General features: G+C 66.0%; 18 protein-coding genes and 1 tRNA gene. 10 read left to right on the forward strand and 9 right to left on the reverse strand.

From position 1 onward, the window contains the following. Positions 1-256: 256 nt before the first annotated feature. Together ABD050_RS14130 and secA are read left to right on the forward strand one after the other, a co-directional pair. Positions 257-535: a hypothetical protein gene (locus tag ABD050_RS14130; RefSeq protein ID WP_343890037.1), complete on the forward strand. Its 279-nt coding sequence runs from the start codon at positions 257-259 to the stop codon at positions 533-535. Between the two features lie 99 nt (positions 536-634). Beyond that, positions 635-3,370 (forward strand): preprotein translocase subunit SecA, encoded by a 2,736-nt coding sequence (gene secA, locus ABD050_RS14135; RefSeq protein ID WP_343890038.1) that lies wholly within the window; start codon positions 635-637, stop codon positions 3,368-3,370. Positions 3,371-3,414: 44 nt separating this feature from the next. Here the strand turns inward: secA and ABD050_RS14140 are convergent, their stop codons facing one another. The 4 genes from ABD050_RS14140 to moaA all read right to left on the reverse strand — a co-directional run bounded on the left by ABD050_RS14140 (position 3,415) and on the right by moaA (position 6,049). Further along, entirely contained in the window at positions 3,415-3,996 is a 582-nt protein-coding gene (locus ABD050_RS14140; RefSeq protein ID WP_343890039.1) for a CC0125/CC1285 family lipoprotein, read from the reverse strand. Between the two features lie 139 nt (positions 3,997-4,135). Next, a tRNA-Asn gene (locus ABD050_RS14145) sits at positions 4,136-4,210 on the reverse strand. A 52-nt stretch (positions 4,211-4,262) separates the two neighbouring features. Beyond that, the gene (locus ABD050_RS14150; RefSeq protein ID WP_343890040.1) at positions 4,263-5,057 is read right to left on the reverse strand and encodes an NAD kinase; all 795 of its coding nucleotides are present in this window, start codon (positions 5,055-5,057) and stop codon (positions 4,263-4,265) included. Beyond that, complete coding sequence (gene moaA / locus ABD050_RS14155; protein WP_343890041.1) at positions 5,054-6,049, reverse strand: GTP 3',8-cyclase MoaA; 996 nt, start codon at positions 6,047-6,049, stop codon at positions 5,054-5,056. Before moaA ends, ABD050_RS14150 begins: the two co-directional genes overlap by 4 nt. Positions 6,050-6,367: 318 nt before the next feature. Here moaA and ABD050_RS14160 point away from each other — a divergent pair, with 318 nt between their 5' ends. The 6 genes from ABD050_RS14160 (at position 6,368) to yegS (ending at position 11,573) form a co-directional block, all read left to right on the forward strand. Next, on the forward strand, positions 6,368-8,344 hold the full coding sequence (locus ABD050_RS14160) for a putative bifunctional diguanylate cyclase/phosphodiesterase (protein ID WP_343890042.1): 1,977 nt from the start codon (positions 6,368-6,370) through the stop codon (positions 8,342-8,344). Next, complete coding sequence (locus ABD050_RS14165; protein ID WP_343890044.1) at positions 8,341-8,739, forward strand: hypothetical protein; 399 nt, start codon at positions 8,341-8,343, stop codon at positions 8,737-8,739. The genes ABD050_RS14160 and ABD050_RS14165 overlap by 4 nt, the downstream gene beginning before the upstream one ends. A gap of 30 nt (positions 8,740-8,769) precedes the next feature. After that, a complete protein-coding gene (locus ABD050_RS14170) occupies positions 8,770-9,240 on the forward strand; it encodes a YybH family protein (protein ID WP_343890046.1) in 471 nt (156 codons plus the stop codon). Positions 9,241-9,514: 274 nt separating this feature from the next. Beyond that, the gene (locus tag ABD050_RS14175) at positions 9,515-10,036 is read left to right on the forward strand and encodes a DUF5681 domain-containing protein (RefSeq protein ID WP_343890048.1); all 522 of its coding nucleotides are present in this window, start codon (positions 9,515-9,517) and stop codon (positions 10,034-10,036) included. A 151-nt stretch (positions 10,037-10,187) separates the two neighbouring features. Next, the gene (locus tag ABD050_RS14180) at positions 10,188-10,595 is read left to right on the forward strand and encodes a DUF2147 domain-containing protein (RefSeq protein WP_343890049.1); all 408 of its coding nucleotides are present in this window, start codon (positions 10,188-10,190) and stop codon (positions 10,593-10,595) included. 39 nt (positions 10,596-10,634) lie between these two features. After that, entirely contained in the window at positions 10,635-11,573 is a 939-nt protein-coding gene (gene yegS / locus ABD050_RS14185; protein ID WP_343890050.1) for a lipid kinase YegS, read from the forward strand. A 287-nt stretch (positions 11,574-11,860) separates the two neighbouring features. On the opposite strand, the gene ABD050_RS14190 is transcribed toward yegS, so the two are convergent. Further along, the gene (locus ABD050_RS14190) at positions 11,861-12,544 is read right to left on the reverse strand and encodes a transposase (RefSeq protein ID WP_343890051.1); all 684 of its coding nucleotides are present in this window, start codon (positions 12,542-12,544) and stop codon (positions 11,861-11,863) included. 86 nt (positions 12,545-12,630) lie between these two features. Here ABD050_RS14190 and ABD050_RS14195 point away from each other — a divergent pair, with 86 nt between their 5' ends. Together ABD050_RS14195 and ABD050_RS14200 are read left to right on the forward strand one after the other, a co-directional pair. Then, positions 12,631-12,975, forward strand: a complete 345-nt coding sequence (locus ABD050_RS14195) for a hypothetical protein (protein WP_343890052.1) — start codon at positions 12,631-12,633, stop codon at positions 12,973-12,975. Positions 12,976-13,154: 179 nt separating this feature from the next. Continuing rightward, entirely contained in the window at positions 13,155-13,370 is a 216-nt protein-coding gene (locus ABD050_RS14200; RefSeq protein WP_343890054.1) for a DUF5818 domain-containing protein, read from the forward strand. A 110-nt stretch (positions 13,371-13,480) separates the two neighbouring features. On the opposite strand, the gene ABD050_RS14205 is transcribed toward ABD050_RS14200, so the two are convergent. From ABD050_RS14205 to ABD050_RS14220, 4 genes are all read right to left on the reverse strand, one after another. Beyond that, complete coding sequence (locus ABD050_RS14205) at positions 13,481-15,403, reverse strand: TonB-dependent siderophore receptor (protein WP_343890055.1); 1,923 nt, start codon at positions 15,401-15,403, stop codon at positions 13,481-13,483. 108 nt (positions 15,404-15,511) lie between these two features. Then, positions 15,512-16,102, reverse strand: a complete 591-nt coding sequence (locus ABD050_RS14210; RefSeq protein WP_343890056.1) for a carboxypeptidase-like regulatory domain-containing protein — start codon at positions 16,100-16,102, stop codon at positions 15,512-15,514. 95 nt (positions 16,103-16,197) lie between these two features. After that, on the reverse strand, positions 16,198-19,653 hold the full coding sequence (mfd, locus tag ABD050_RS14215; RefSeq protein ID WP_343890057.1) for a transcription-repair coupling factor: 3,456 nt from the start codon (positions 19,651-19,653) through the stop codon (positions 16,198-16,200). A gap of 125 nt (positions 19,654-19,778) precedes the next feature. Next, positions 19,779-20,045 (reverse strand): FAD assembly factor SdhE, encoded by a 267-nt coding sequence (locus ABD050_RS14220; RefSeq protein WP_343890059.1) that lies wholly within the window; start codon positions 20,043-20,045, stop codon positions 19,779-19,781. Between the last annotated feature and the right edge of the window lie 54 nt (positions 20,046-20,099).

Below are 20,099 nucleotides of genomic sequence, written 5' to 3' on the forward strand. Positions count from 1 at the left end.
GCCGTGCTCGCCTTCGTGCTTCACTGATCAGCCTGGCGTCGTGCGCAGCCTCCGGGCCGAAGTTCGAAGCTGATTTCGAAAGGCCGACGGCGCGGACGACTGCGGCAGCTCCCCCGCCCCGCCCAGCCCGTCGCTGCCTGCAGCAGGCGCTGATTCTCCGGCGCGCTCCCTTTGACGATCTCGTTGGAATGGCGTTCGCGACATCGACCAATCCAGGTAGACTAGCGGCGTAGCGCGCACTACATGCGCCGGAACGATGGAACTGCTGCTTTTCCTCTCCGCTCTCCTGAGCGCGCTGACCGGCGCGATCTCGGGCGTGCGCGCGCCGGAAATGCAGGTCCATCAGGCGTGCGGCTCAGTCACAGCCACGCAGACGGTCGCGGTGGCACAAGCTGCCTCGATCCGCCCGGTTCGCAGCTGGCTTGCGCTGGCCGGCGGCTGGCAGTCGCCTGCTTCCCATCTTTTCAGCGCTGTCACGACCGGCCCGGCACTTTTCGCGGTCATCCCGCGTTATCTGGACAAGCCGCGCGAGTGATGCGGTCGGCGCGTTCGCGCGCCTGACGTCCTCCTTTTCAACTCCCTTCGCGCCGCGGACCCGATTCCGCCGCGACCCTATCATCCACAGGAATTCTGCATGCTTGGTGGCCTCGCCAAAACCATTTTCGGGTCGTCGAACGACCGGTACGTCAAGTCGCTTGCGGGCATTGTCGCCAAGATCGCCGGGTTTGAATCGACCGTTTCGGCGATGACCGATGCCGAGCTCGCCAACCAGACGGTGATCTTCCGCGAGCGGCTGGCGAGCGGCACCAAGCTCGATGACCTGCTGCCCGAAGCTTTCGCCACGGTGCGCGAGGCGGCGAAGCGGACGCTTGGCCAGCGGCACTACGACGTGCAGATGGTCGGCGGTATCGTCCTCCACCGTGGCGAGATCGCCGAGATGCGCACCGGCGAGGGCAAGACTTTGGTCGCGACGCTCGCAACCTATCTGAACGCGCTGCCGGGCACCGGCGTCCATGTCGTCACCGTCAACGACTATCTCGCGGCGCGCGATGCCGACTGGATGGGGCAGATCTACCGCTTTCTCGGCCTGACCGTCGGCGTGATCGTGCCGAACCTGACTGACGAGCAGCGCCGCGCCGCTTATCATTCGGACATCACCTACGGCACGAACAACGAGTTCGGCTTCGATTATCTGCGCGACAACATGAAGTATGAGCGCAGCTCGATGGTGCAGCGCCCGTTCAACTTCGCGATCGTCGACGAGGTCGATTCGATCCTGATCGACGAGGCCCGCACCCCGCTGATCATCTCCGGGCCGACCGACGACAAGTCGGACCTGTATCGCAGCGTCGATCTCGTCGTGAAGGAGCTTGCCGAAGAGGATTACGAGAAGGACGAGAAGCAGAAGTCGATCGTGCTGACCGAGGACGGCACCGAGAAGGTCGAGCGGATGCTCGAGGCCGCCGGACTGCTCGAGGGCGCGAACCTCTATGATTTCGTGAACACCCAGGTGGTCCATCATTTGAACCAGGCGCTACGCGCGAACATGATGTTCAAGCGCGACACCGACTATATCGTCAAGGACGGCAAGGTCATCATCATCGACGAGTTCACCGGCCGCATGATGGACGGGCGGCGCTGGTCGGACGGGCTGCACCAGGCGGTGGAGGCCAAGGAGGGCGTCACGATCGAGCCCGAGAACCAGACCATGGCTTCGATCACCTTCCAGAATTATTTCCGCATGTATCCCAAGCTCTCGGGGATGACCGGCACCGCGGCGACCGAGGCGGCCGAATTCTTCGACATCTACAAGATGAACGTCGTGACCATCCCGACCAATGTGCCGGTACAGCGCGTCGACGAGGAGGACGAGTTCTACAAGGACACCGCCGACAAGTTCCAGGCGATCGCCAAGAAGATCCGCCTCCATGCCGAGCAGGGCCAGCCCGTGCTGGTCGGCACCGTCTCGATCGAGAAGTCCGAGCTGCTCTCCGACTTCCTCGTCAAGGAAGGCGTGAAGCACGAGGTGCTCAACGCGCGCCAGCATGAGCGCGAGGCGCATATCGTTGCGCAGGCAGGCCGCAAGAGCGTGGTGACGATCGCGACCAACATGGCGGGGCGCGGCACCGACATCCAGCTCGGCGGCAATCTCGAGTTCCGGGTGAACGACGAGCTCTCCGAAATGCCGGAAGGGCCCGAGCGCGAAGCGGCGATCGCCAGGATCAAGGCCGAGATCGCGGCCGAGAAGGCCGAGGTGCTCGCGGCTGGCGGGCTGTTCGTGCTCGGCACCGAGCGGCACGAGAGCCGACGCATCGACAACCAGCTGCGCGGCCGGTCGGGCCGTCAGGGCGATCCTGGCCTCAGCCGCTTCTACCTGAGCCTCGACGACGATCTGCTGCGCATCTTCGGGCCCGACACGCTGTTCGCGCGGATGATGCGCTCGAACATCGGCGATGGCGAGGCGATCGGATCGAAGTGGCTCTCCAAGGCGATCGAGACAGCGCAGAAGAAGGTCGAGGCGCGCAACTACGACATCCGCAAGCAGGTCGTCGAATATGACGACGTGATGAACGACCAGCGCAAGGTGATCTACGAGCAACGCGCTGACATCATGGATGCCGACACCGTCGGCGATGTAGTGACCGACATGCGCGACGAGCTGGTCAACGCCATCGTCGGCGATGCCTGCCCGCACGGCACCTATCCCGAGCAATGGGATGTCGAGGGGATGCGCGAGAAGCTCGCCGAGACGCTTGGTCTGACCCCGCCGATCGACGCGTGGATGAAGGAAGAGGCGATCGACCCCGAAGTGGTCGAGGAGCGGGTGCGCGAGGCAGCGACGGCGATGGTCGCCGAAAAGGCGGCGCAACTCGATCCCGAGACCTGGATCCAGGTCGAGAAGTCGATCCTGCTTCAGAATCTCGACCATCACTGGAAGGAGCATCTGGCGACGCTGGATGCGCTGCGCCAGGTCGTCCACCTGCGTGCCTATGCCCAGAAGACGCCGCTCAACGAGTATAAGCAGGAAGCCTTCCAGCTGTTCGAGCGGATGCTGGGCGCGATCCGCGAGGACGTGACCAAGACGATCGCGCACGCCGAGTTCCAGGTCCAGGCGCCACCGCCGCTGCCTGACCTGCCCGACTTCATCACCAGCCATTTCGACCCGTTCTCGGGCGATGACGACAGCAATGATGTGGACGGCGCCACGCGCGGGCTGATCACCACCCGGATCGCGCCGCTATCGATCCCCCAGCCCGACGGCAGCAACATGGGCGAGGACCCGGCCGAGTGGGAGGGCAAGGTCAGCCGCAACGCGCCATGCCCGTGCGGATCGGGCCGCAAGTACAAGCACTGCCACGGCGCGGTTTGACTCCATGACTGCTCCCCCGCCCGTGCGGCGGGGGAGCGGCGGCCCTATTTGGGCATGACGATCGACGGGCCGAGATTGCTCATCACCTGACGGGCGTCGAAGGCGCGGACATTGTCCGTCGGCTTGGGCCCGTGACCCATGACGATTTCGGCGCTGGCCTCATATTTGTCGACGGTGTTGATGTCGACGCTGCGATCCCAGAAGGGGTCGCCGAAATAGGGGTCCCAGTACCGCCAGCCAAAGCCGCGGCCGCGGTAGCGCCAGGTCGGGCCCCAATAGCCATAGCCATAGGGACCAGGCTCGAAGGTCGGCGTGGCGTAGGTGCGGGTGCGCTTGTCGGTGTTGCGATCGACCAGGATGAAATAGTCGAAGCCCTGCTGCACCGTCAGCTCAGCCGCGCGATAGAGAAGATAGCGTTCGACCGTGTCGCGCGAGGTGTAGCTGTTGCCGGCGAAGCTCACCGAAAAGCGATTCGGCTCGATCATCCGGTCGCTGTAACCGGAGCGCTCGAACCCCCGGCCCGTCGCCGGGCCATAAGTGGATTCAGTCGCGCAGCCGGCCATGACCAACAGCCCCGTGCTCAACAACGCAGCCGCGGCGACCCGGCGAAGATTTTTGTAACGCATTTCTTCCTCCATCCCAGACGCGCGGCAAAACGGTCCGCAAACGCCATCGGTCGTGGAACGATCGACAAGGCGCTTGTGTCCCGAAACCGAGCCGGGTTGAATTAGGGATTTTACGAAGCGCCTGCGAGGCTGCGAAAGGTGGCTCCCTGAGTTGGATTCGAACCAACGGCCGCTCGATTAACAGTCGAGAGCTCTACCGCTGAGCTATCAGGGAATACCGTGCTGTGGGCGGCTCTATAACTCGCTGAACCGGCGATGCAAGGCCTTCACGCGATGAATTGCTCCATGGTTATGCGGTCGTCGAGCGCATGCTCGGGATCGAACAGCAGGCAGAGCTCGCGGGCGCGGTCGATGACCACGTCGACGCGGGCGACCTCGCGGATCTCGCGCTGGTCGGCGACGGCGCTGACCGGGCGCTTGGCCGGATCGAGCACGCGAAGACCAATCCGCGCCTTGTCGGGCAGGATCGCCCCACGCCAGCGCCGCGGGCGGAACGGGCTGATCGGGGTGAGCGCGAGCATCCCCGAGCCGAGCGGGAGGATCGGGCCCTGAGCGGAGAGGTTGTAGGCAGTCGAGCCAGCGGGGGTGGCGATCAGGATGCCGTCACAGGCGAGCTCGTCGAGGACGACGCGATCGTTGACCGTCACCTCGAGCTTCGCTGTCTGGCGGGTTTCGCGGAGCAGCGAGACCTCGTTGATGGCGGGGAGCTTGTAGACCTCGCCATGCACCGTCTCCGCCGTCATGCCGAGAGGAACCACCTTGAACATCTTGGTGCGCGAGAGGCGGTCCTCGAGGCCGTGGGGGCGCCATTCGTTCATCAGGAAGCCGACGGTGCCGAGGTTCATGCCGAACACGGGGACGACGGGCTTGCGGCGCTCGAGCATGGCGTGGAGGGTCTGGAGCATGAAGCCGTCGCCGCCCAAGGCGACGATCATCTCGGCTTCCTCGACCGGCACCCAGTCATAGGCGTCGGCGAGCTCGGCCGCAGCGGCCTGAGCCGGCGGGGTGGGGGAGGCGACCAGCGCGCGGCGCAGCTCGCTCAACCGCGGATCGTCGCTCATCCGCCGGTGACGCTCATGTGACGGGCGACCGCGGGCGCCGCGGCGGCGATGTCGAACTCGTGGCGGGCCGGCTTGGTGGCCATTGCCGAGTCGAGCGCCGCATCGAGGCCGGCGATGCCGCCTTCGCGCAGCGCGCGCTTCAGGTCGACCTGATCGTCATGGCCGAGACAGGTGTAGAGAATCCCCTCGGTGGTGAGGCGGACCCGGTTGCAGGTGTCGCAAAAATTGGCGGTGAGCGGCGAGATGAGGCCAAGCCGCGTGCCGGTGCCCTCGACCCGCCAGTAGCGCGCCGGGCCGCCGCTGCGGTGTGCGTCGCGGCTGAGAGCGAAGCGCGCCGAGAGATCGTCGAACACCCTGGTGAGGGGCAGGAAGCGATCGGTACGATCCTCGTCGATCGCGCCGAGCGGCATCGTCTCGATCAGGGACAGGTCGAAGCCTTGTTCAACGCACCAGGCAAGCATCGGCGCGATCTCGGCATGGTTGAGGCCGTTCAGCGCGACCATGTTGATCTTGACCGCGAGCCCGGCGCTTCGCGCGGCCATGATGCCGGCGACGACCCGGTCAACATCGCCGTAGCGGGTGATGTAGCGGAAAATCCCGGGATCGCGGCTGTCGAGGCTGACATTGATGCGGCGGATGCCGGCGGCGGCCATATCCCCGGCATGCTCGACGAGGTGGTTGCCATTGGTGGTCATGGTCAGCTCGTCGAGACCGGTGCCGACATGAGCGCCGAGGCGCCTCACGAGATCGCCGACGTCGCGGCGGACGAGGGGTTCGCCGCCGGTGAGGCGGATCTTGGTGATGCCGCGGGTGATGAAGCGCTCGGCGATGATCGCGATTTCGTCAAGGCTGAGCAGCGCCGAGCGGGGCAGGAAGCTCATCTGCTCGGCCATGCAATAGCGGCAGCGCAGGTCGCAGCGATCCGTGACCGAAATCCGTAAATAGCTGATCGTGCGGCCGTGGCGGTCGATCAGGGCGGGTGCGCTTGGCATGAGTGAGGAGCTAAGCCTTAAGGAGGGCGGGAACAAGGGCGATTGGGGATTTGAGTTTCCCGCGCGACCCTTGCCTCTCCTCATGCCGGACCCTTCGACCAGGCTCAGGACAGGCTTGTTCCGGCATCCACGGGCCCTCAGGGATCGCATGCGTGATGTACGCGGCACGGTGGACCCCGGAACAAGTCCGGGGTGACGGAGGGAGGGTGGCGATCGACGGTTCAGAATTGTCGAAGCCTTGTTCTTCTCTTCCAAACCTTGGAAGGAGAGAAGGGGGCTCTCGCGATGGGGGCGGGGTGAAGGGAAGATGGGGAGATTGTGACCGACATCGCCACCCACCCACCGCCCGTGTTCATCCTGTCGTTCCGGCAGCGGGACGAGCTTGCCGAGCTGGCCGCCAGCGCCGGCTGGCAGGTGGTGGCGGCGCGGCGGGCGGCCGGGGCCGAGCGGCGGTTCCTGACCAGCGGGGCGGCGATCGCGGTGATCGATGCGCGCGGCGCGCTTGCCGAAGGGCGCGCGGCTGCAGCGGCGATCGGCGGGGCGATTGCAGCGAATGGCGGGGCACTGCTCGCGCTCGTCTCGCGCGGCGACACGACGGCGATCGCCGATTTCTACGATGCGGGGGCGACCCATTTCCTCGCCAGCCCGTTCACCGAGGCCGAATTCCTCCAGGCGCTGCGCTATGCCGGGCGCCATGCCGAGCGGATGGCGGGAGACTGGCGGGGGAGCGGATCGACCGAACCGCTTGGCTGGCGGCTCGACGTGCACAGCCGGTCGCTGCTGTTGACGCCTGCGTTCGCGCGGTTGCTCGGCGTCGACGAGCAGCCGCGGCCGATCGCCTTGTGGCGGCGGATCGACCCGGCCGATCGGCGCGCGGGGATGGCGGCGCTGCGCCGGCTTTCCGCCGCACACGGCGCGACCGCGTTCGCGCATGACCTGCCGGGGCTCGGCCGGATCGTCCAGCATCTCCAATATGATGCCAAGACAGGACGGATCGATGCGCTGGTCGAGACGATGGGCAGCGCGCCCGAGCCGGCATCGGTGCTGCGCGACGCGCTGATCGGATCGCAGGACGCGGCGGGCGCGCGGCGCTGGATCGACCGGCGGCTTGCCGATGCCGACGGCCGGCCGCTCTCGGCGATGTTGATCGCGCTCAACCGCTTCGACATCATCAACACAGCCTATGGCCGGGCGGTAGGCGACGACCTGCTGCGCGCCGCTTTCAAGCGGATCGAGGAAGCAGCCGGCGGTGCGCTCGCGGTACGGCTGGGCGGTTCCGAGTTCCTGGTCGCGATCGAGGATTCGGGCGTGCGCGTCGCGCTCGTCGCCGAGCGGATCGCGGGCGAGCTGGCGCGGCCGTTCGTGACCGGCGAGACGATCGCCGTGCTCGGCTGCCGGATCGGCATCGCGGGGCGCGAGCCGGGCGATACCGCGGTGAGCCTGTTGCGGCGCGCGAGCGAGGCGCTGGCCGATGCCCGCGCCTCGGACAGCGCGACGGTGCGCACCGCCGATGCGGGGGGCGAGGAAGCCTCGATCGATGCGCTTGCGGTCGAGCTTCACCATGCGATCGAGCGCGGCGAGATCGACATCCTGTTCCAGCCCCAGGTCTCGGTGACCACCGGCGCGATCGTCGGCGTCGAGGCACTGGCGCGGTGGGACCATCCGACGCTCGGCACGATCGGTGCCGACATGCTGTTCGCGGCGGCGGCGCGCGCCGATCTCGAGATCGGGCTTTCCGACCATATCCAGCGGATCGTGCTCGAGCGCGCGGCGGCCTGGCCGGCCGCGCTCAGGAGCCTGCGGCTCGCGCTGAACCTGACGGCGGCCGACATCGCCAGGCCGGGCTTTGCCGACCTCTTCCTCGACCGGGTCGACAGCAGCGGCTTTCCGCGCGGGCGGCTGACGGTCGAGATCGTCGAGGGCGGGCTGATCGAGGATCTCGGCATCGCGGCGGGGCTGCTCGCGACGCTCAGGGGCGCCGGGCTCCGCGTGGCGATCGACGATTTCGGGACCGGCTATTCGAGCCTCGCCTATCTCAAATCGCTGCCACTCGACTATCTCAAGATCGACAAGAAGCTGGCGCAGGACATCACGGGCACGACGCGCGACCGGGTGGTGGTGCGCGGGGTGATCGACATGGCGCGCTCGCTCGGCCTCGTCGTGATTGCCGAGGGAGTCGAGACGCAGGAGCAGCTCGAGCTGCTCGCGAAAGAAGGCTGCCAGATTTATCAAGGATTTCTTCGTTCCGAGCCAGTATCAGTCGAGTCGTTGGTTGCGATGATGGGGGCATCATGAACGACACACTCGATGTAAGTGGCGTCTGGTACGGGCGCTGGAATGCCGATAACCGCATTGTTCGACCAAATCGCTTCATCGCGCATCTTGTCGAGGGCGGCGGTCAATTTGCGGGAACGACCAGCGAGCCCGATCTCAGCCAGCGGGCCGGAATCATCCTCGCCTTTGTCGAGGGCGCGCGGGCGGGCGCCGAGATACGCTTCGTCAAGCAATATGACGGGACGGGGCGCCTGTCGCATTCGGTGCTCTATTCGGGGCGGATCAACGGCGCCGGCACCGAGATCCATGGTACATGGCGTTTCTCCTCTTATTCGGGCAGTTTCAGGATGGAGCGCGAGCGCTTCGCGGCCGGGGAGCTCGAGATCGTCGAGGAAGTGAGCGAGCAGGTGCCGTGAGCTGCTCGCCGGGGCAATAGGAGCAAGGCGATGCGGCGTTGTTTTCACGGACTGATGGCCCTGGGGCTGATGCTGGCTGCGCCCGCTATTGCCGGCGCGCAATCGGGCAAGCCGACCGCGGCGATGGCCACGATGATGCAGAACGGCGTTGCCGCCGCGCTCAAGGACAGTGCGGCCGGCTGGAATGCCGGCAATCTCGACCGGTTCGTCGCGATCTATGCACCCGATGCGACCTTCGTGACGCCGGGCGGGCTCGTGCAGGGCCGCGCGGCGATCGCCGAGCATTACCGGCCGAGCTTCACGGGCGGCACCAACAAGCGCGGCACGCTCAGCTTCGAGACGCTGGGCAGCCGGGTGATCAGCCCGGCGCATCTGCTGCTCTGGGCGCGCTGGACGCTGACGCCGGCCGACCCGGCCGCCAAGGCGGAGACCGGCATGACGACCCTGTTGTTCGAGCATCGGCCCGAGGGATGGCGGATCATTTCGGATCACAGCAGCTAGGGCGTGTCGGGCCGGGCAGCGGCGGAAAAGCTGGCTGTTCCTGGCTGTTCTTCGGGATTTATTTTTTCGCTGGCTGTTATGTTGGATTTCGCTCGCTGAATCCCGGTTGTGATTCAATGCGTTGCGCGGAGGCTGGCTGTTCCTTGATAACAGCCAGCTATCAGCCAGCATATCAGCCAGCTTTTTCGCCCGAACAGCCAGGAACAGCCAGCTAACAGCCAGCGGCCGATTCAACCGCAGCGAAAAATGGGTTTTGAGGGCGGCGGGACGATTCATGATCGAGGCCGTTGGCATGAATGACGAAGAGTTAGAATCGGCGGAAGCCGGAACGTCGCGCGAGCGCGGCGTCGGGAGCGGGCCCAAGCGCGGATCGGGCCGGCCTTTCATCAAGGGGCAATCGGGCAATCCGGCGGGGCGGCCGATCAGGCGCGCGACGGGCGCGCCGGGCGACCGGCTGCCCGGCGCGGACCAGCCGACGCGCGCGGTGATCCTGAACGAGGCCTATTCGCTGGTGACGGTCGGGGAGGGCGACGAGGCGGTCGAGATGCCGGCGAATGTCGCCGTCTTCAGGGCGCTGACCAGGGCGGCGCTGAAGGGGAGCCAGATCGCGCAGCGGCGGTGGACCAGGATGGTGCGCGAGGCCGAGCTCGAGCAGAAGGAGGATCAGGTGGCGATCTTCAACACGCTGGAGCGGGCGTCGGTGCTCGATTACGAGCCGTCTTATGAGGACGATATTCTGGTCGACAAGTTTTCGAGGGGGGTGATCGTTCGGAGGATGGATGGGGAGGGGGAGTGAGGCTGTGGGAATTACGAGACGGGCTGTCGGTTTTACTTAGCAGAAAGCCGTCCGCGACCCCGGTCGCCAATTCAGCAGAATTGTGGCATCAAAAGCAGGATACATTGTCCTGACGCCCGGCTTGCGGCGCGTGCCCCGGAGGTTTTCAAACATGAGACGGCAGGCGTTCATCCTTGTGGCGGTGGCGGCGATGACGTCGCCCTCTCTCGCCTGGGCGGCCGATCCTTCTTTCGGAATCTGGACGAACCCGAAGAGCAGCGTTCATGTCCGGTCTGAGCGCTGCGGCGAGCGCATGTGCGGCGTTGTTGTCTGGGCCAGCGAAAAGGCAAAGGCCGACGCGCGCAAAGGCAGTGCCGGTCCCCTGATCGGATCCCGGCTCTTTCAGGATTTTACGCTGGAGACGCCCGGCGTCTGGCGCGGCAAGGTTTTTGTGCCCGATATCGGCAAGACGTTTTCGGGGACCATCCGCGTGATAGATAACGACACCATCGTTGGAAGTGGCTGCCTGATCGGGCGGATGGGGTGCAAGTCACAGCAGTGGACGCGCCTGAAGAACTGATCGTTGGCCAGCGACAAGCCTTCAAGCACTGCGGGCCCGATGGCGAGCGTGTTCCTCATCCTTCACGGAAAGGCCGCGCAGGACCCGCGGGTAAGAGAGGCGGTTCAGCTCGTTCGCGACGACGGTCATGAGGTCGAGGTTCGCGTCACATGGGAAAGTGGCGACGCCGCGCGCTTTGCGATCGAGGCCGTCATGAGCGCGCGGCAGGGCCGCGTGGATCGTATCGTCGCCGGTGGCGGCGACGGCACTGTGAACGAGGTCTTCGCCGCCGCCTTTCGAGCGGGCTCGTTCGAGCATTGTTCGTTCGGCATCCTGCCGCTTGGCACGGCCAATGATTTCGCACGTTCGACGGGCATCCCCATCGACGACATGACGGCTGCGTTGCGCCTGGCCCTTGCCGCACCGGTGCGCTGGATCGACATGGGCGTTCTGGACGACAGCCCCTTCGTCAATCTGGTGACGGGCGGATTCGGGTCGCGCGTCACGGCTGAAACCGATCCGGCGCTGAAACGGGCGCTCGGCGGCTTCGCCTATGTCCTGACCGGCCTGAGCCGCGCAAGGCAACTTACCGCGTGCAGAGGCCGCTTCACGGCGAGGGACTTTTCGTGGGAGGGATCGTTTCTGGCATTGGCCATCGGCAACGGCAGACAGGCCGGCGGTGGCATCCCGCTATGCACCGAAGCATTGCTGAACGATGGCGAACTCGACCTGATGATCGTGCCGGAATTGAACCGGGACGCGAGACTCGATGCCCTTGGCCGTTTCCTGCAGACGGGAGCGGGGGGCGTGGACGATCTCAAGATTGCCGTGCGGAGTCCGTGGATCGCGTTCGAAGCCGATGAGGATATCTTTATCAACCTCGATGGAGAATCCCGGTCGGTTCGCCGCTTCCACGTGGCGTGCCACAAAGCCGCAATGCCGGTGCACCTTGGCGATACGCCGCTGCTGGGGAAAGAAGCCCCAACCGATGACGGCTGATGCGATGATTCAGGGTTCCGGGAAAAGCACGGAGCTCGCCCCGCACTATCCGCCGAGGGTGTCGCACGTCAAAATAGACGCCGCCGTCAAAATGGACCAAAACGTGCCCGCAGGCGCCCGCACCACTCGCTCCTCAAAAATGGCTCTGACCTCTTTTTGCTTCTGACCGTGCATCCCAACAGTCCGCTTGCAGTAATGGCTTGTTCGTGCACACTGAAGCGAAGTCGTTCGATTTAGGCGCGTTCGGGCTGCCGCGGCGAAATTTCAGAAATTTCAGGGACACCATACTAGAAAACTATCGTCTTCGCCCTCGGCCCGCGCTTGCGCGGTTTCAGTCCGCGCCCGGTGGCCGCCTCCAGCATCTCGACAAAGGCTTCGTCGCCGAGCGGCCTGCCGGTGCGGATGCGCGCCTCGATCGCCGCCTCCTCCTCAGCCGGGACATCGCCAGCCTCGAGCCCGTGGCGCAGCATGGCGCGCCAGTTGCGGTACAGCCCGGCCGTGCCGGCAAGATCGGTCAGGCCGTCCGCCTTGCCCGTCAGGTGCGCCGCCGCGCTCGACCAGCGCCAGTCCTCGGCGTGCCCGACGAGCTTCGCCTTGACCGGATTCAGCTCGACATAGCGGATCGCGGTCAGCAGATGCGCGTCGTCCATCGGGTAGCTGGCGAACCGGCCCTGCCAGAGATAGCCGGTCCAGCCATGCGCTGCGTTGATGCCACGCGAATAGCGGCGATGCGCCTCGGCCAGGGCGGCGCGCAGGCCGTCGGGATCGGACGGCACCAGGATCAGGTGAACATGGTTGGGCATCAGGCACCAGGCGAGGCACCGGACGCCGTTGGCCGCGCAGGCCGTCGTCACGAGGGTGCGATAGGCATCATAGTCGCCGTCACTGAAGAACACGGGCTGCCGCCGGTTGCCACGTTGCGTGACATGGTGGGCGACATCGGGAACGACAATGCGAGCGAGGCGAGCCATCGGCGTTGCTTAGCAGGATGCCGTGCGCGACACAATTAAGTATAGTGTCCCCAAAATTATGTTGAAGTATAGTGTCCCCAAAATTATTGCGCGTCGTCCATCGGGTAGCTGGCGAATCGAGCCAGGGCAGCGCGCAGGCCGTCGGGATCGGACGGCACCAGATGCACCTGTCAACATGGCCCGGACGCGCCTATCTCCTGCGCACCGGCCAGGCCATCAACCAAAAGGGAGACTGCATCTTGTCAGACACCAATGCGACGCTCGCCGAACTCGACAAGCGAATTGCCATTATCGAGGATAATTTGCGGGACCTGGTTGAACAGGCGGCCGCCTATTCAGGCAGCAACCACGAAGAGCGTTCCTCAGACCGTATCGCCGAGCAGCAACAGGAACTCGACAGCTTGAAGAAGCAACGTGACGCGCTGAGCTGAGGAGGCGCCAGCTACAGCCCTCGATCGTGACGCAGACGGGGTGCAATCAGTGGACTGTCGCCGTGATTCCTGACGGGAGTCACCTGTGCACCCAGGACCGCTGCCCGGCACTTGCATGCCGGATCGATCGGCGTAGGATCGGCGCAGGAGGGGATGGCTGACCGCTTGGGAGCTGTCCGATGCGCAACGCGATACACGCCAGTCCAACGCCGTGCCACGAGATCGGGACGCTCGTCGGCAAAGGGGAGTGCTATGCGCTCCGCTGCGCCGATGGCGCCGAGACATGGCTCGAGCTCGACCGGATCCCGATGCACCTGATCGATCAGCGGGTGCGGATTACCGGGCTCAGATATAGTCTCGATTTTATTTCGGTCGAGGGGATCGGGCCGGTTTGAGGGGACACTTATTGGTTTGGCGTTGCCGAGCCTCATTCCCCCTCATCCTTCCGTCGCTTCGCTCCTCCCTCCTTCTCCCGCCAGGGGAGAAGGATTTCTGCCGCGACCCCTCACACGTCGATCGCCAGATAACCCTGGAAGTACCGCCCGCTGTTGGCTGAATAGATGCCGGGGCCGGCACTGCCGAAGCCCTGGTCGTCGAAGATGTTGACTGCCTGGAGGCGGAAGGTGGCCGGGTGGCCGGAGAGCTTGAAGCCGTAGCGGCCGCCGAGATTGAGCTGGGTGCGGGAGGGCAGGATCACGCTGTTGTCAGTGGTCGCGGCGATGGTGCCGCGCTGGAAGACGGCGGCGTCGAGCGACAGGCCGTCGAGGAGCGGCGTGCGCCAGTTGAGGTTCAGGTTGAACAAATGGCTCGGCAGGCCGACCGGCCGGGGGCCGATCACGCCGACCGCGGCTGCGTCGCGCTCGACGCGGGGGTGAAGCATATAGCCGCCGGCGACGAGGTTCAGACGTTTGGTGAGATCGCCCGCGAGCGAGAATTCAGCGCCCTGGCTCCGCGTCGTGCCGGTCTGGGTGAAATTGCCGGCGCTATCGAGGCTGAAATAGGGGCGGCGCAGGTCGAACGCGCCCGCCACCGCCTTGATGGTGCCGGTGACGAGCCAGCGCAGCCCGGCATCCTTCTGCTCGGTGAGGATGGTCGGCAGCGGCTGGTTGCGGTTGGCTGCGTTGGGCGGGGCGAGGCCGCTCTCCTCGAGACCGCGCGAATAGCCGGCATAGAGGCTGAGCGGCTTTGCGACGGTGAGCGCGAGGGTGCCGTTGTAGAGCCAGGGGTGCGAGCGCGCGATGACGGGCGCGAGGCCGGGTAGCACGGTCGTCTTGGTGTAGTCGGCGCGGGAGAGGCCGAAGCTCAGCTCGCCGACATCCTTCCAGCGACCGTCATAGGCAAGGCCATAGGTCGCCTGGCGGACCCGGTCATGGCCTTGCCGGGTGAAGACGAAGGCGGGCTCGGGCGTGGTGACGGGGTCGCCGAGGTGGGTCGGGCCGAGATCGACCGAGTCCGAGCCGCCGAATTCGCGGCGGGCGTCGCGCTCGCGCACGCTCAGATGGATCACGTGGAGGCGCGGGCCGTCCGCGATGCTGTGCGTGATGCGGAGTTCGCCGCTGAGCGACGTGTTTTTCGCGCGGGGATCGGCGATGACGACTCGATCGCCGGTGCCGTCGGGATGGAGATTCAGGAGGAGGTTGGTGAAGCTCGTCTTCTGGTCGAACACCGACCTGAAGGCGCCGACGCGGATGATCCAGTCCTTTGCCGGCGCGTAGGAGGCGAGGACGCCGTGATTGGCGCCGGTGTAGCGGAAATCGGCCCAGCCGGGGCCGTCGAAGCGGCGGGCGTGCGGCTGGGGCGGGATGTAGTGGCCGGCCGGGATGTAATAGGTGCCGGCCTCGTCGTTGTAATCGTTGGAGAGAGTCCAGAAGGGGACGATCTCGACGCCGGGGGCCGGGCGCCAGCGCAGGATCAGGCCTTGCGCATGGTTGAAATTATTGGTGCCGTCGGGAAATTCGACATGGTTGCCGGTGATGCCGTAGCCGAGCGAAAGCGTGTGGCCGAGCGGAAGCGAGCCGTCGATCTCGATGCCGTAGCTGCCATAGCTGTCGCCATTGAGGATGATCGAGGCGGCGGCTCGGGACTCCGGCCGGCGCAGGCTGTAATCGACGATGCCGCTCGGCGCGGCGTAGGGATAGCCCTGCGCCGAGAGGCCGACCTTGATGCTCGACGACTCCGAGACGATGCTGGTGAGGGCATATTGCGGATCGAAATAGAGGCCGTCGATGCGGACATTGCCCGCCGCGGTGGGCGAGAAGCCGCGGGCGCTGCTGGCGGTGTAGATGCCGATCGTCTCGCGGCCGACGCTGTAGCCGAAGGCGTCCTCGGCCTGGGTGACGGCGTTTTCGCCGCTGCGATCCTGGGCGAAGGCGGGGAGGGCGGTGCCGCACAGGGACGCGGCGACCGCTAGCGATATTCCCCGGACCATATACTCTCCCGCACGCGTGTTGTTGTGTTAGGGCGGTAGAGCAGAGGCCCGGGGCTGCCAACAATATTTGCTGTGAATGGCCCGCAGGATGTCGCGAACGGTGCGGGACTATCGCGGCGGTGACGCCACGATACCGGTGGTGTGCATGATCGGCATCGCCGGATCATAGCTGTCGCGGCGCACCACCCGATTGGCGCGGACCGCGACCTTGTCGATCGACCATTTGCGGTGATCGGCTGACGAAAAGACCAGCGTGTAGGTCCCCGGGGGGAGATGATCGAAGCGATACACGCCCGCGTCGTTGGCGGTTGTCGAGCGGCGGACGCCGGCGGCAAGTGCAGTGACTCGGACCGGCGCGATGTCGGGCGACCTGACCGATCCGGCAATCGCACCGGTTTCCGGGCCCGCGGTTGCGCTTGCCGCGGCCAGCATCAGCGCGGGCGTGCCGATCGCGGCCATGAGGAAGCGGCCGCGGCGGCCGGGCAGGGTGGCGACACGACCGTCCGGCAGGATGGTCACGCGCAGGCAGGCGGGTGTCTCGCCACTCAGGAGCAGGCGTTCGGCTTCCTCGGGCGTGTAGGTGGCGAGATCATGGACCTTTTTGTCGCATGCAGCACAATGCCTGCCGCGTTCGTCGGGCCGCATTGCCTCCCAATCCTCGTGACAGGGTTCGGGAAACAGGATTTCGGTGTTTGCCATGCTGCACCTTCGACGTCGAGGATGCGGGGACGGCGAGGCTGCGTCAAGTAAAAAGATATGTTATCACATTTCACCACATTGGGTTGCGGCGGGAATTACCCCGCCGCCTTGGCCAGCCCCTTTGCCAGTTGCAACGCGCCGTTGAGGCGGGCCTTGGGATCGCCCCAGCTTCGAGTGACGACGAGCTTGCCGTCGGGACGGAGCTTGGCGACGCCGTCGAGGCGGGTGACCCAGGCGAGCAGGCCGTCGATGTTCGGCGGCTTGTCGTCGTGAAAGGCAACCAGCGCGCCGCGCGGGCCGACATCGATCTTCGACACACAGGCCCTTTTGGCGTTGAGCTTGATCTCCATGAGCCGGATGAGATTCTCGGTCGGATCGGGGAGCGGGCCGAAACGGTCGATCAACTCGGCGGCGAAGGCCTCGACCGCCTGGCTCTCGTCGAGCTCGTTGAGGCGGCGATAGAGGCCCATGCGCAGATCGAGATCGGGGACATAATCCTCGGGGATGAGGATCGGCGCGTCGACGGTGATCTGCGGCGAGAAGTCCTTGGGGCGGCGGGCCATGCCGCCGGCGCGGGCGTCCATGATCGCCTCTTCGAGCATCGACTGATAGAGCTCGTAGCCGACCTCCTTGATATGCCCCGATTGCTCGTCGCCGAGCAGATTGCCGGCACCGCGGATATCGAGATCATGGCTGGCGAGTTGGAAGCCGGCGCCGAGGCTGTCGAGATCGGAGAGGACCTTGAGGCGCTTCTCCGCCGTCTCGGTGACGATCCGGTCGGGCGGCGTGGTGAGATAGGCATAGGCGCGGGTCTTGGCCCGGCCGACCCGGCCGCGCAGCTGATAGAGCTGGGCGAGGCCGAAGCGATCGGCGCGATGGATGATCATCGTGTTGGCGCTCGGGATATCGAGCCCGGATTCGACGATGGTGGTCGATATCAGCACCTCGAACTTCTTGTCGTAAAAGGCGGACATGCGCTCTTCGACCTCAGTCGGGGACATTTGCCCGTGAGCGGTGACGGCGCGGACCTCGGGGACATGCTCGCGCATGAACTGCTCGATATCGGGCACGTCGGCGACGCGTGGGGTGACGAAGAAGCTCTGGCCGCCGCGATAATGCTCGCGCAGCAGCGCCTCGCGCAGCACGACCGGATCCCAGGGCATGATGTAGGTGCGCACCGCGAGGCGATCGACCGGCGGGGTCTGGATCACCGACAATTCTCGCAGGCCGGACATCGCCATCTGCAGGGTGCGGGGGATCGGGGTGGCGGTGAGGGTGAGGACATGGACGTCGGTCTTGAGCGCCTTCAACCGTTCCTTGTGGGTGACGCCGAAGCGCTGCTCCTCGTCGACGATGACGAGGCCGAGGCGCTTGAAGCCGACCGACTTGGCGAGGATGGCGTGGGTGCCGATGATGACGTCGATCGTGCCGTTTTCGAGGCCCTCTCGGGTCGCCTTCGCCTCGGCGGCGGGGACGAGGCGGGAGAGGCGGCCGACATTGAGCGGGAAGCCTTCGAAGCGGGCGGTGAAATTCTGGAAATGCTGGCGGGCGAGCAAGGTGGTCGGGCAGACGACGGCGACCTGGAGGCCCGACATGGCGGCGGCGAAGGCGGCGCGGAGCGCGACCTCGGTCTTGCCGAAGCCGACATCGCCGACGATGAGGCGGTCCATCGGGGTGCCCGAGGCGAGATCGGCAAGGACGTCGTTGATCGCGCGGTCCTGGTCGTCAGTCTCCTCATAGGGGAAGCGATCGACGAAGCTGGCATAGCCGCCCTGGTCGGGCTCGATGACGTCGGCCGGGCGGAGCGCGCGTTCGGCGGCGGTCGCGATGAGCTCGCCGGCGATCTCGCGGATTCGCTCCTTCATCCGGCTCTTGCGGCGCTGCCAGGCCTCGCCGCCGAGCTTGTCGAGGCTCGCGCCCTCGCTGTCCGAGCCGTAGCGCGACAGGACTTCGAGATTCTCGACGGGGACGAACAGCTTGTCGCCGCCGGCATAAGTCAGCGCGACGCAGTCGTGCGGGCTCTGGCCGACGGGAATCGAGGTCAGGCCTTCGTAGCGCCCGATGCCGTGATCGACATGGACGACGAGATCGCCCGGGGTGAGCATCGCAAGCTCGGCGAGGAAGGCGTCGGCCGATTTCTTGCGCTTGGCGCGGCGGACGAGGCGGTCGCCGAGCATGTCCTGCTCGGTGAGGAGCGCGACGTCGGGGGTGGTGAAGCCGTGGTCGAGGGGCAGGACGATGAGGGCGACGCTCTTGTCGGCGATGCCGAGCGCTTCCTGCCAGGTATCGGCGTGGCGCGCGGCTTTCAGGCCGTGATCGGCGAGCAGGCCGGTCAGCCGCTCGCGCGCGCCGATCGAATAGCTGGCGAGGATCGGCTTGCGGCCGTCGCGGCGGAGCGTGGCGACGTGATGCGCGACCGCCTCATAGATATTGGCGCCGCTCGCGCGCTCGGGCGCGAAATCGCGCGGGCCGTCGACGCTGAAATCGAGGACGGTGGCGCTTTCGGGCTCGTGGAACTGGGTGGTGAGATGGGCGGGCGCGGATTCGAGCCGCTCAGCGAAATCGGGGGCGGTGAGATAAAGGGCGTCGGGCGGGAGCGGGCGGTAGCTGCCGGGGTCGCTCGACTGCGCCTTCACCCGGTTGGCGTGGTAATCGGTGATTGCCTCGAAGCGCTGCTCGGCGGCGCCGAGGACGCCGGCGTCGCGGACGACCACGGCACCGTCGCCGAGATGATCGAACAGGGTCGCCATTTTCTCCTCGAACAGCGGGAGCCAATGCTCCATGCCGGCGAGGCGGCGGCCTTCGCTGATCGCCTGGTAGAGCGGATCGCCGGTCGCGGTGGCGCCGAAACGCTCGCGGTAGCGGCCGCGGAAGCGCTTGATGCTGTCCTCGTCGAGCAGGGTCTCGGAGGCGGGGAGCAGGGTGAAGCCGTCGATGCGGCCGGTGGTGCGCTGGTCTGCGGGATCGAAGGTGCGGACCGATTCGATCTCGTCGCCGAAGAAATCGAGGCGGAGCGCATGGTCCTCTCCCGAGGGGAAGAGGTCGACCAGGCTGCCGCGCACCGCGAATTCACCTGAATCGGCGACTGTCTCGACGCGCATGTATCCTGCTGCCTGGAGCTGGGCGGCGAGCTTGTCGCGGCCGATGCGCTCCTTGGGCGCCAGGGTGGCGACGAGCTGGCGGATGCGAAACGGGGTGAGGGTGCGCTGGGCGGCTGCGTTGGCGGTGGTGACGAGGAGCTGCGGGCCTTTGACCGGCTGCTGGAGGCGGTGGAGGGTGGCCATGCGCTCGGCCATGACGCGCAAGGTGGGCGAGGCGCGGTCATAGGGGAGGCAGTCCCAGGCGGGGAAGGTCAGGATCTCGAGCTCGGGCGCGAACACGGTGGCGGTCGCGGCGATGGCGCGCATCGCGGCTTCGTCGGGGGCGATGAAGACGGCGCGGGTCTTCGCGGCGCGGGCGAGATCGGCGAGCAACCATGGCTCGAATCCGGTCGGGACACCGGCGAGGGTCAGGGGGCGCTTGGCCGAGAGGATCTTGTTCAGGTCGGGCATTTTAGCTTTCGGAAGGTTCGTCATGCCGGACTTGTTCCGGCATCCATGTTTCCGCTTGCGCCACGGTCGTTGCGTTTGCGGGCCGATGGACCCCGGAACAAGTCCGGGGTGACGAGGAAATTAGGTTAGCGAGAAATCGGCACGTAATTCAGCACGCGCATGGCTTCGAGGATCGGCCCTTCGAAACGGGCCGGGCAAATGTCCGTTCCGATCGCCCAGGCCATGATGTCGACATCCTGTTCCTCGAGCAGCGCCTCGAACACATCCATCTCCGCGTCGCTCCAGCCCTGGCCGGCCGCGTCGAAGAAGCCGCCGATCAGCAGATCGGCTTCCTTGGTGCCGCGGTGCCAGGCGCGGAAGCGCAGGCGTTTCAGGCGGGTTTCGCGGTCCATGTTTTTCCAACGACGATTGGCCGGCGGCGCTTGGAGCAACCGTCGGCTGGGGGT

It is taken from the genome of Sphingomonas oligophenolica (assembly GCF_039522915.1).
Classification (GTDB): Bacteria; Pseudomonadota; Alphaproteobacteria; order Sphingomonadales; family Sphingomonadaceae; genus Sphingomonas; species Sphingomonas oligophenolica.

Coding starts and splice junctions, on each gene's coding strand:
- ABD050_RS14130 (WP_343890037.1), top strand. CDS start 257: ATGGAACTGCTGCTTTTCCTCTCCGCTCTCCTGAGCGCGCTGACCGGC.
- secA (WP_343890038.1), top strand. CDS start 635: ATGCTTGGTGGCCTCGCCAAAACCATTTTCGGGTCGTCGAACGACCGG.
- ABD050_RS14140 (WP_343890039.1), bottom strand. CDS start 3,996: ATGCGTTACAAAAATCTTCGCCGGGTCGCCGCGGCTGCGTTGTTGAGC.
- ABD050_RS14150 (WP_343890040.1), bottom strand. CDS start 5,057: ATGAGCGACGATCCGCGGTTGAGCGAGCTGCGCCGCGCGCTGGTCGCC.
- moaA (WP_343890041.1), bottom strand. CDS start 6,049: ATGCCAAGCGCACCCGCCCTGATCGACCGCCACGGCCGCACGATCAGC.
- ABD050_RS14165 (WP_343890044.1), top strand. CDS start 8,341: ATGAACGACACACTCGATGTAAGTGGCGTCTGGTACGGGCGCTGGAAT.
- ABD050_RS14170 (WP_343890046.1), top strand. CDS start 8,770: ATGCGGCGTTGTTTTCACGGACTGATGGCCCTGGGGCTGATGCTGGCT.
- ABD050_RS14175 (WP_343890048.1), top strand. CDS start 9,515: ATGATCGAGGCCGTTGGCATGAATGACGAAGAGTTAGAATCGGCGGAA.
- ABD050_RS14180 (WP_343890049.1), top strand. CDS start 10,188: ATGAGACGGCAGGCGTTCATCCTTGTGGCGGTGGCGGCGATGACGTCG.
- yegS (WP_343890050.1), top strand. CDS start 10,635: ATGGCGAGCGTGTTCCTCATCCTTCACGGAAAGGCCGCGCAGGACCCG.
- ABD050_RS14190 (WP_343890051.1), bottom strand. CDS start 12,544: ATGGCTCGCCTCGCTCGCATTGTCGTTCCCGATGTCGCCCACCATGTC.
- ABD050_RS14200 (WP_343890054.1), top strand. CDS start 13,155: ATGCGCAACGCGATACACGCCAGTCCAACGCCGTGCCACGAGATCGGG.
- ABD050_RS14205 (WP_343890055.1), bottom strand. CDS start 15,403: ATGGTCCGGGGAATATCGCTAGCGGTCGCCGCGTCCCTGTGCGGCACC.
- ABD050_RS14210 (WP_343890056.1), bottom strand. CDS start 16,102: ATGGCAAACACCGAAATCCTGTTTCCCGAACCCTGTCACGAGGATTGG.
- mfd (WP_343890057.1), bottom strand. CDS start 19,653: ATGCCCGACCTGAACAAGATCCTCTCGGCCAAGCGCCCCCTGACCCTC.
- ABD050_RS14220 (WP_343890059.1), bottom strand. CDS start 20,045: ATGGACCGCGAAACCCGCCTGAAACGCCTGCGCTTCCGCGCCTGGCAC.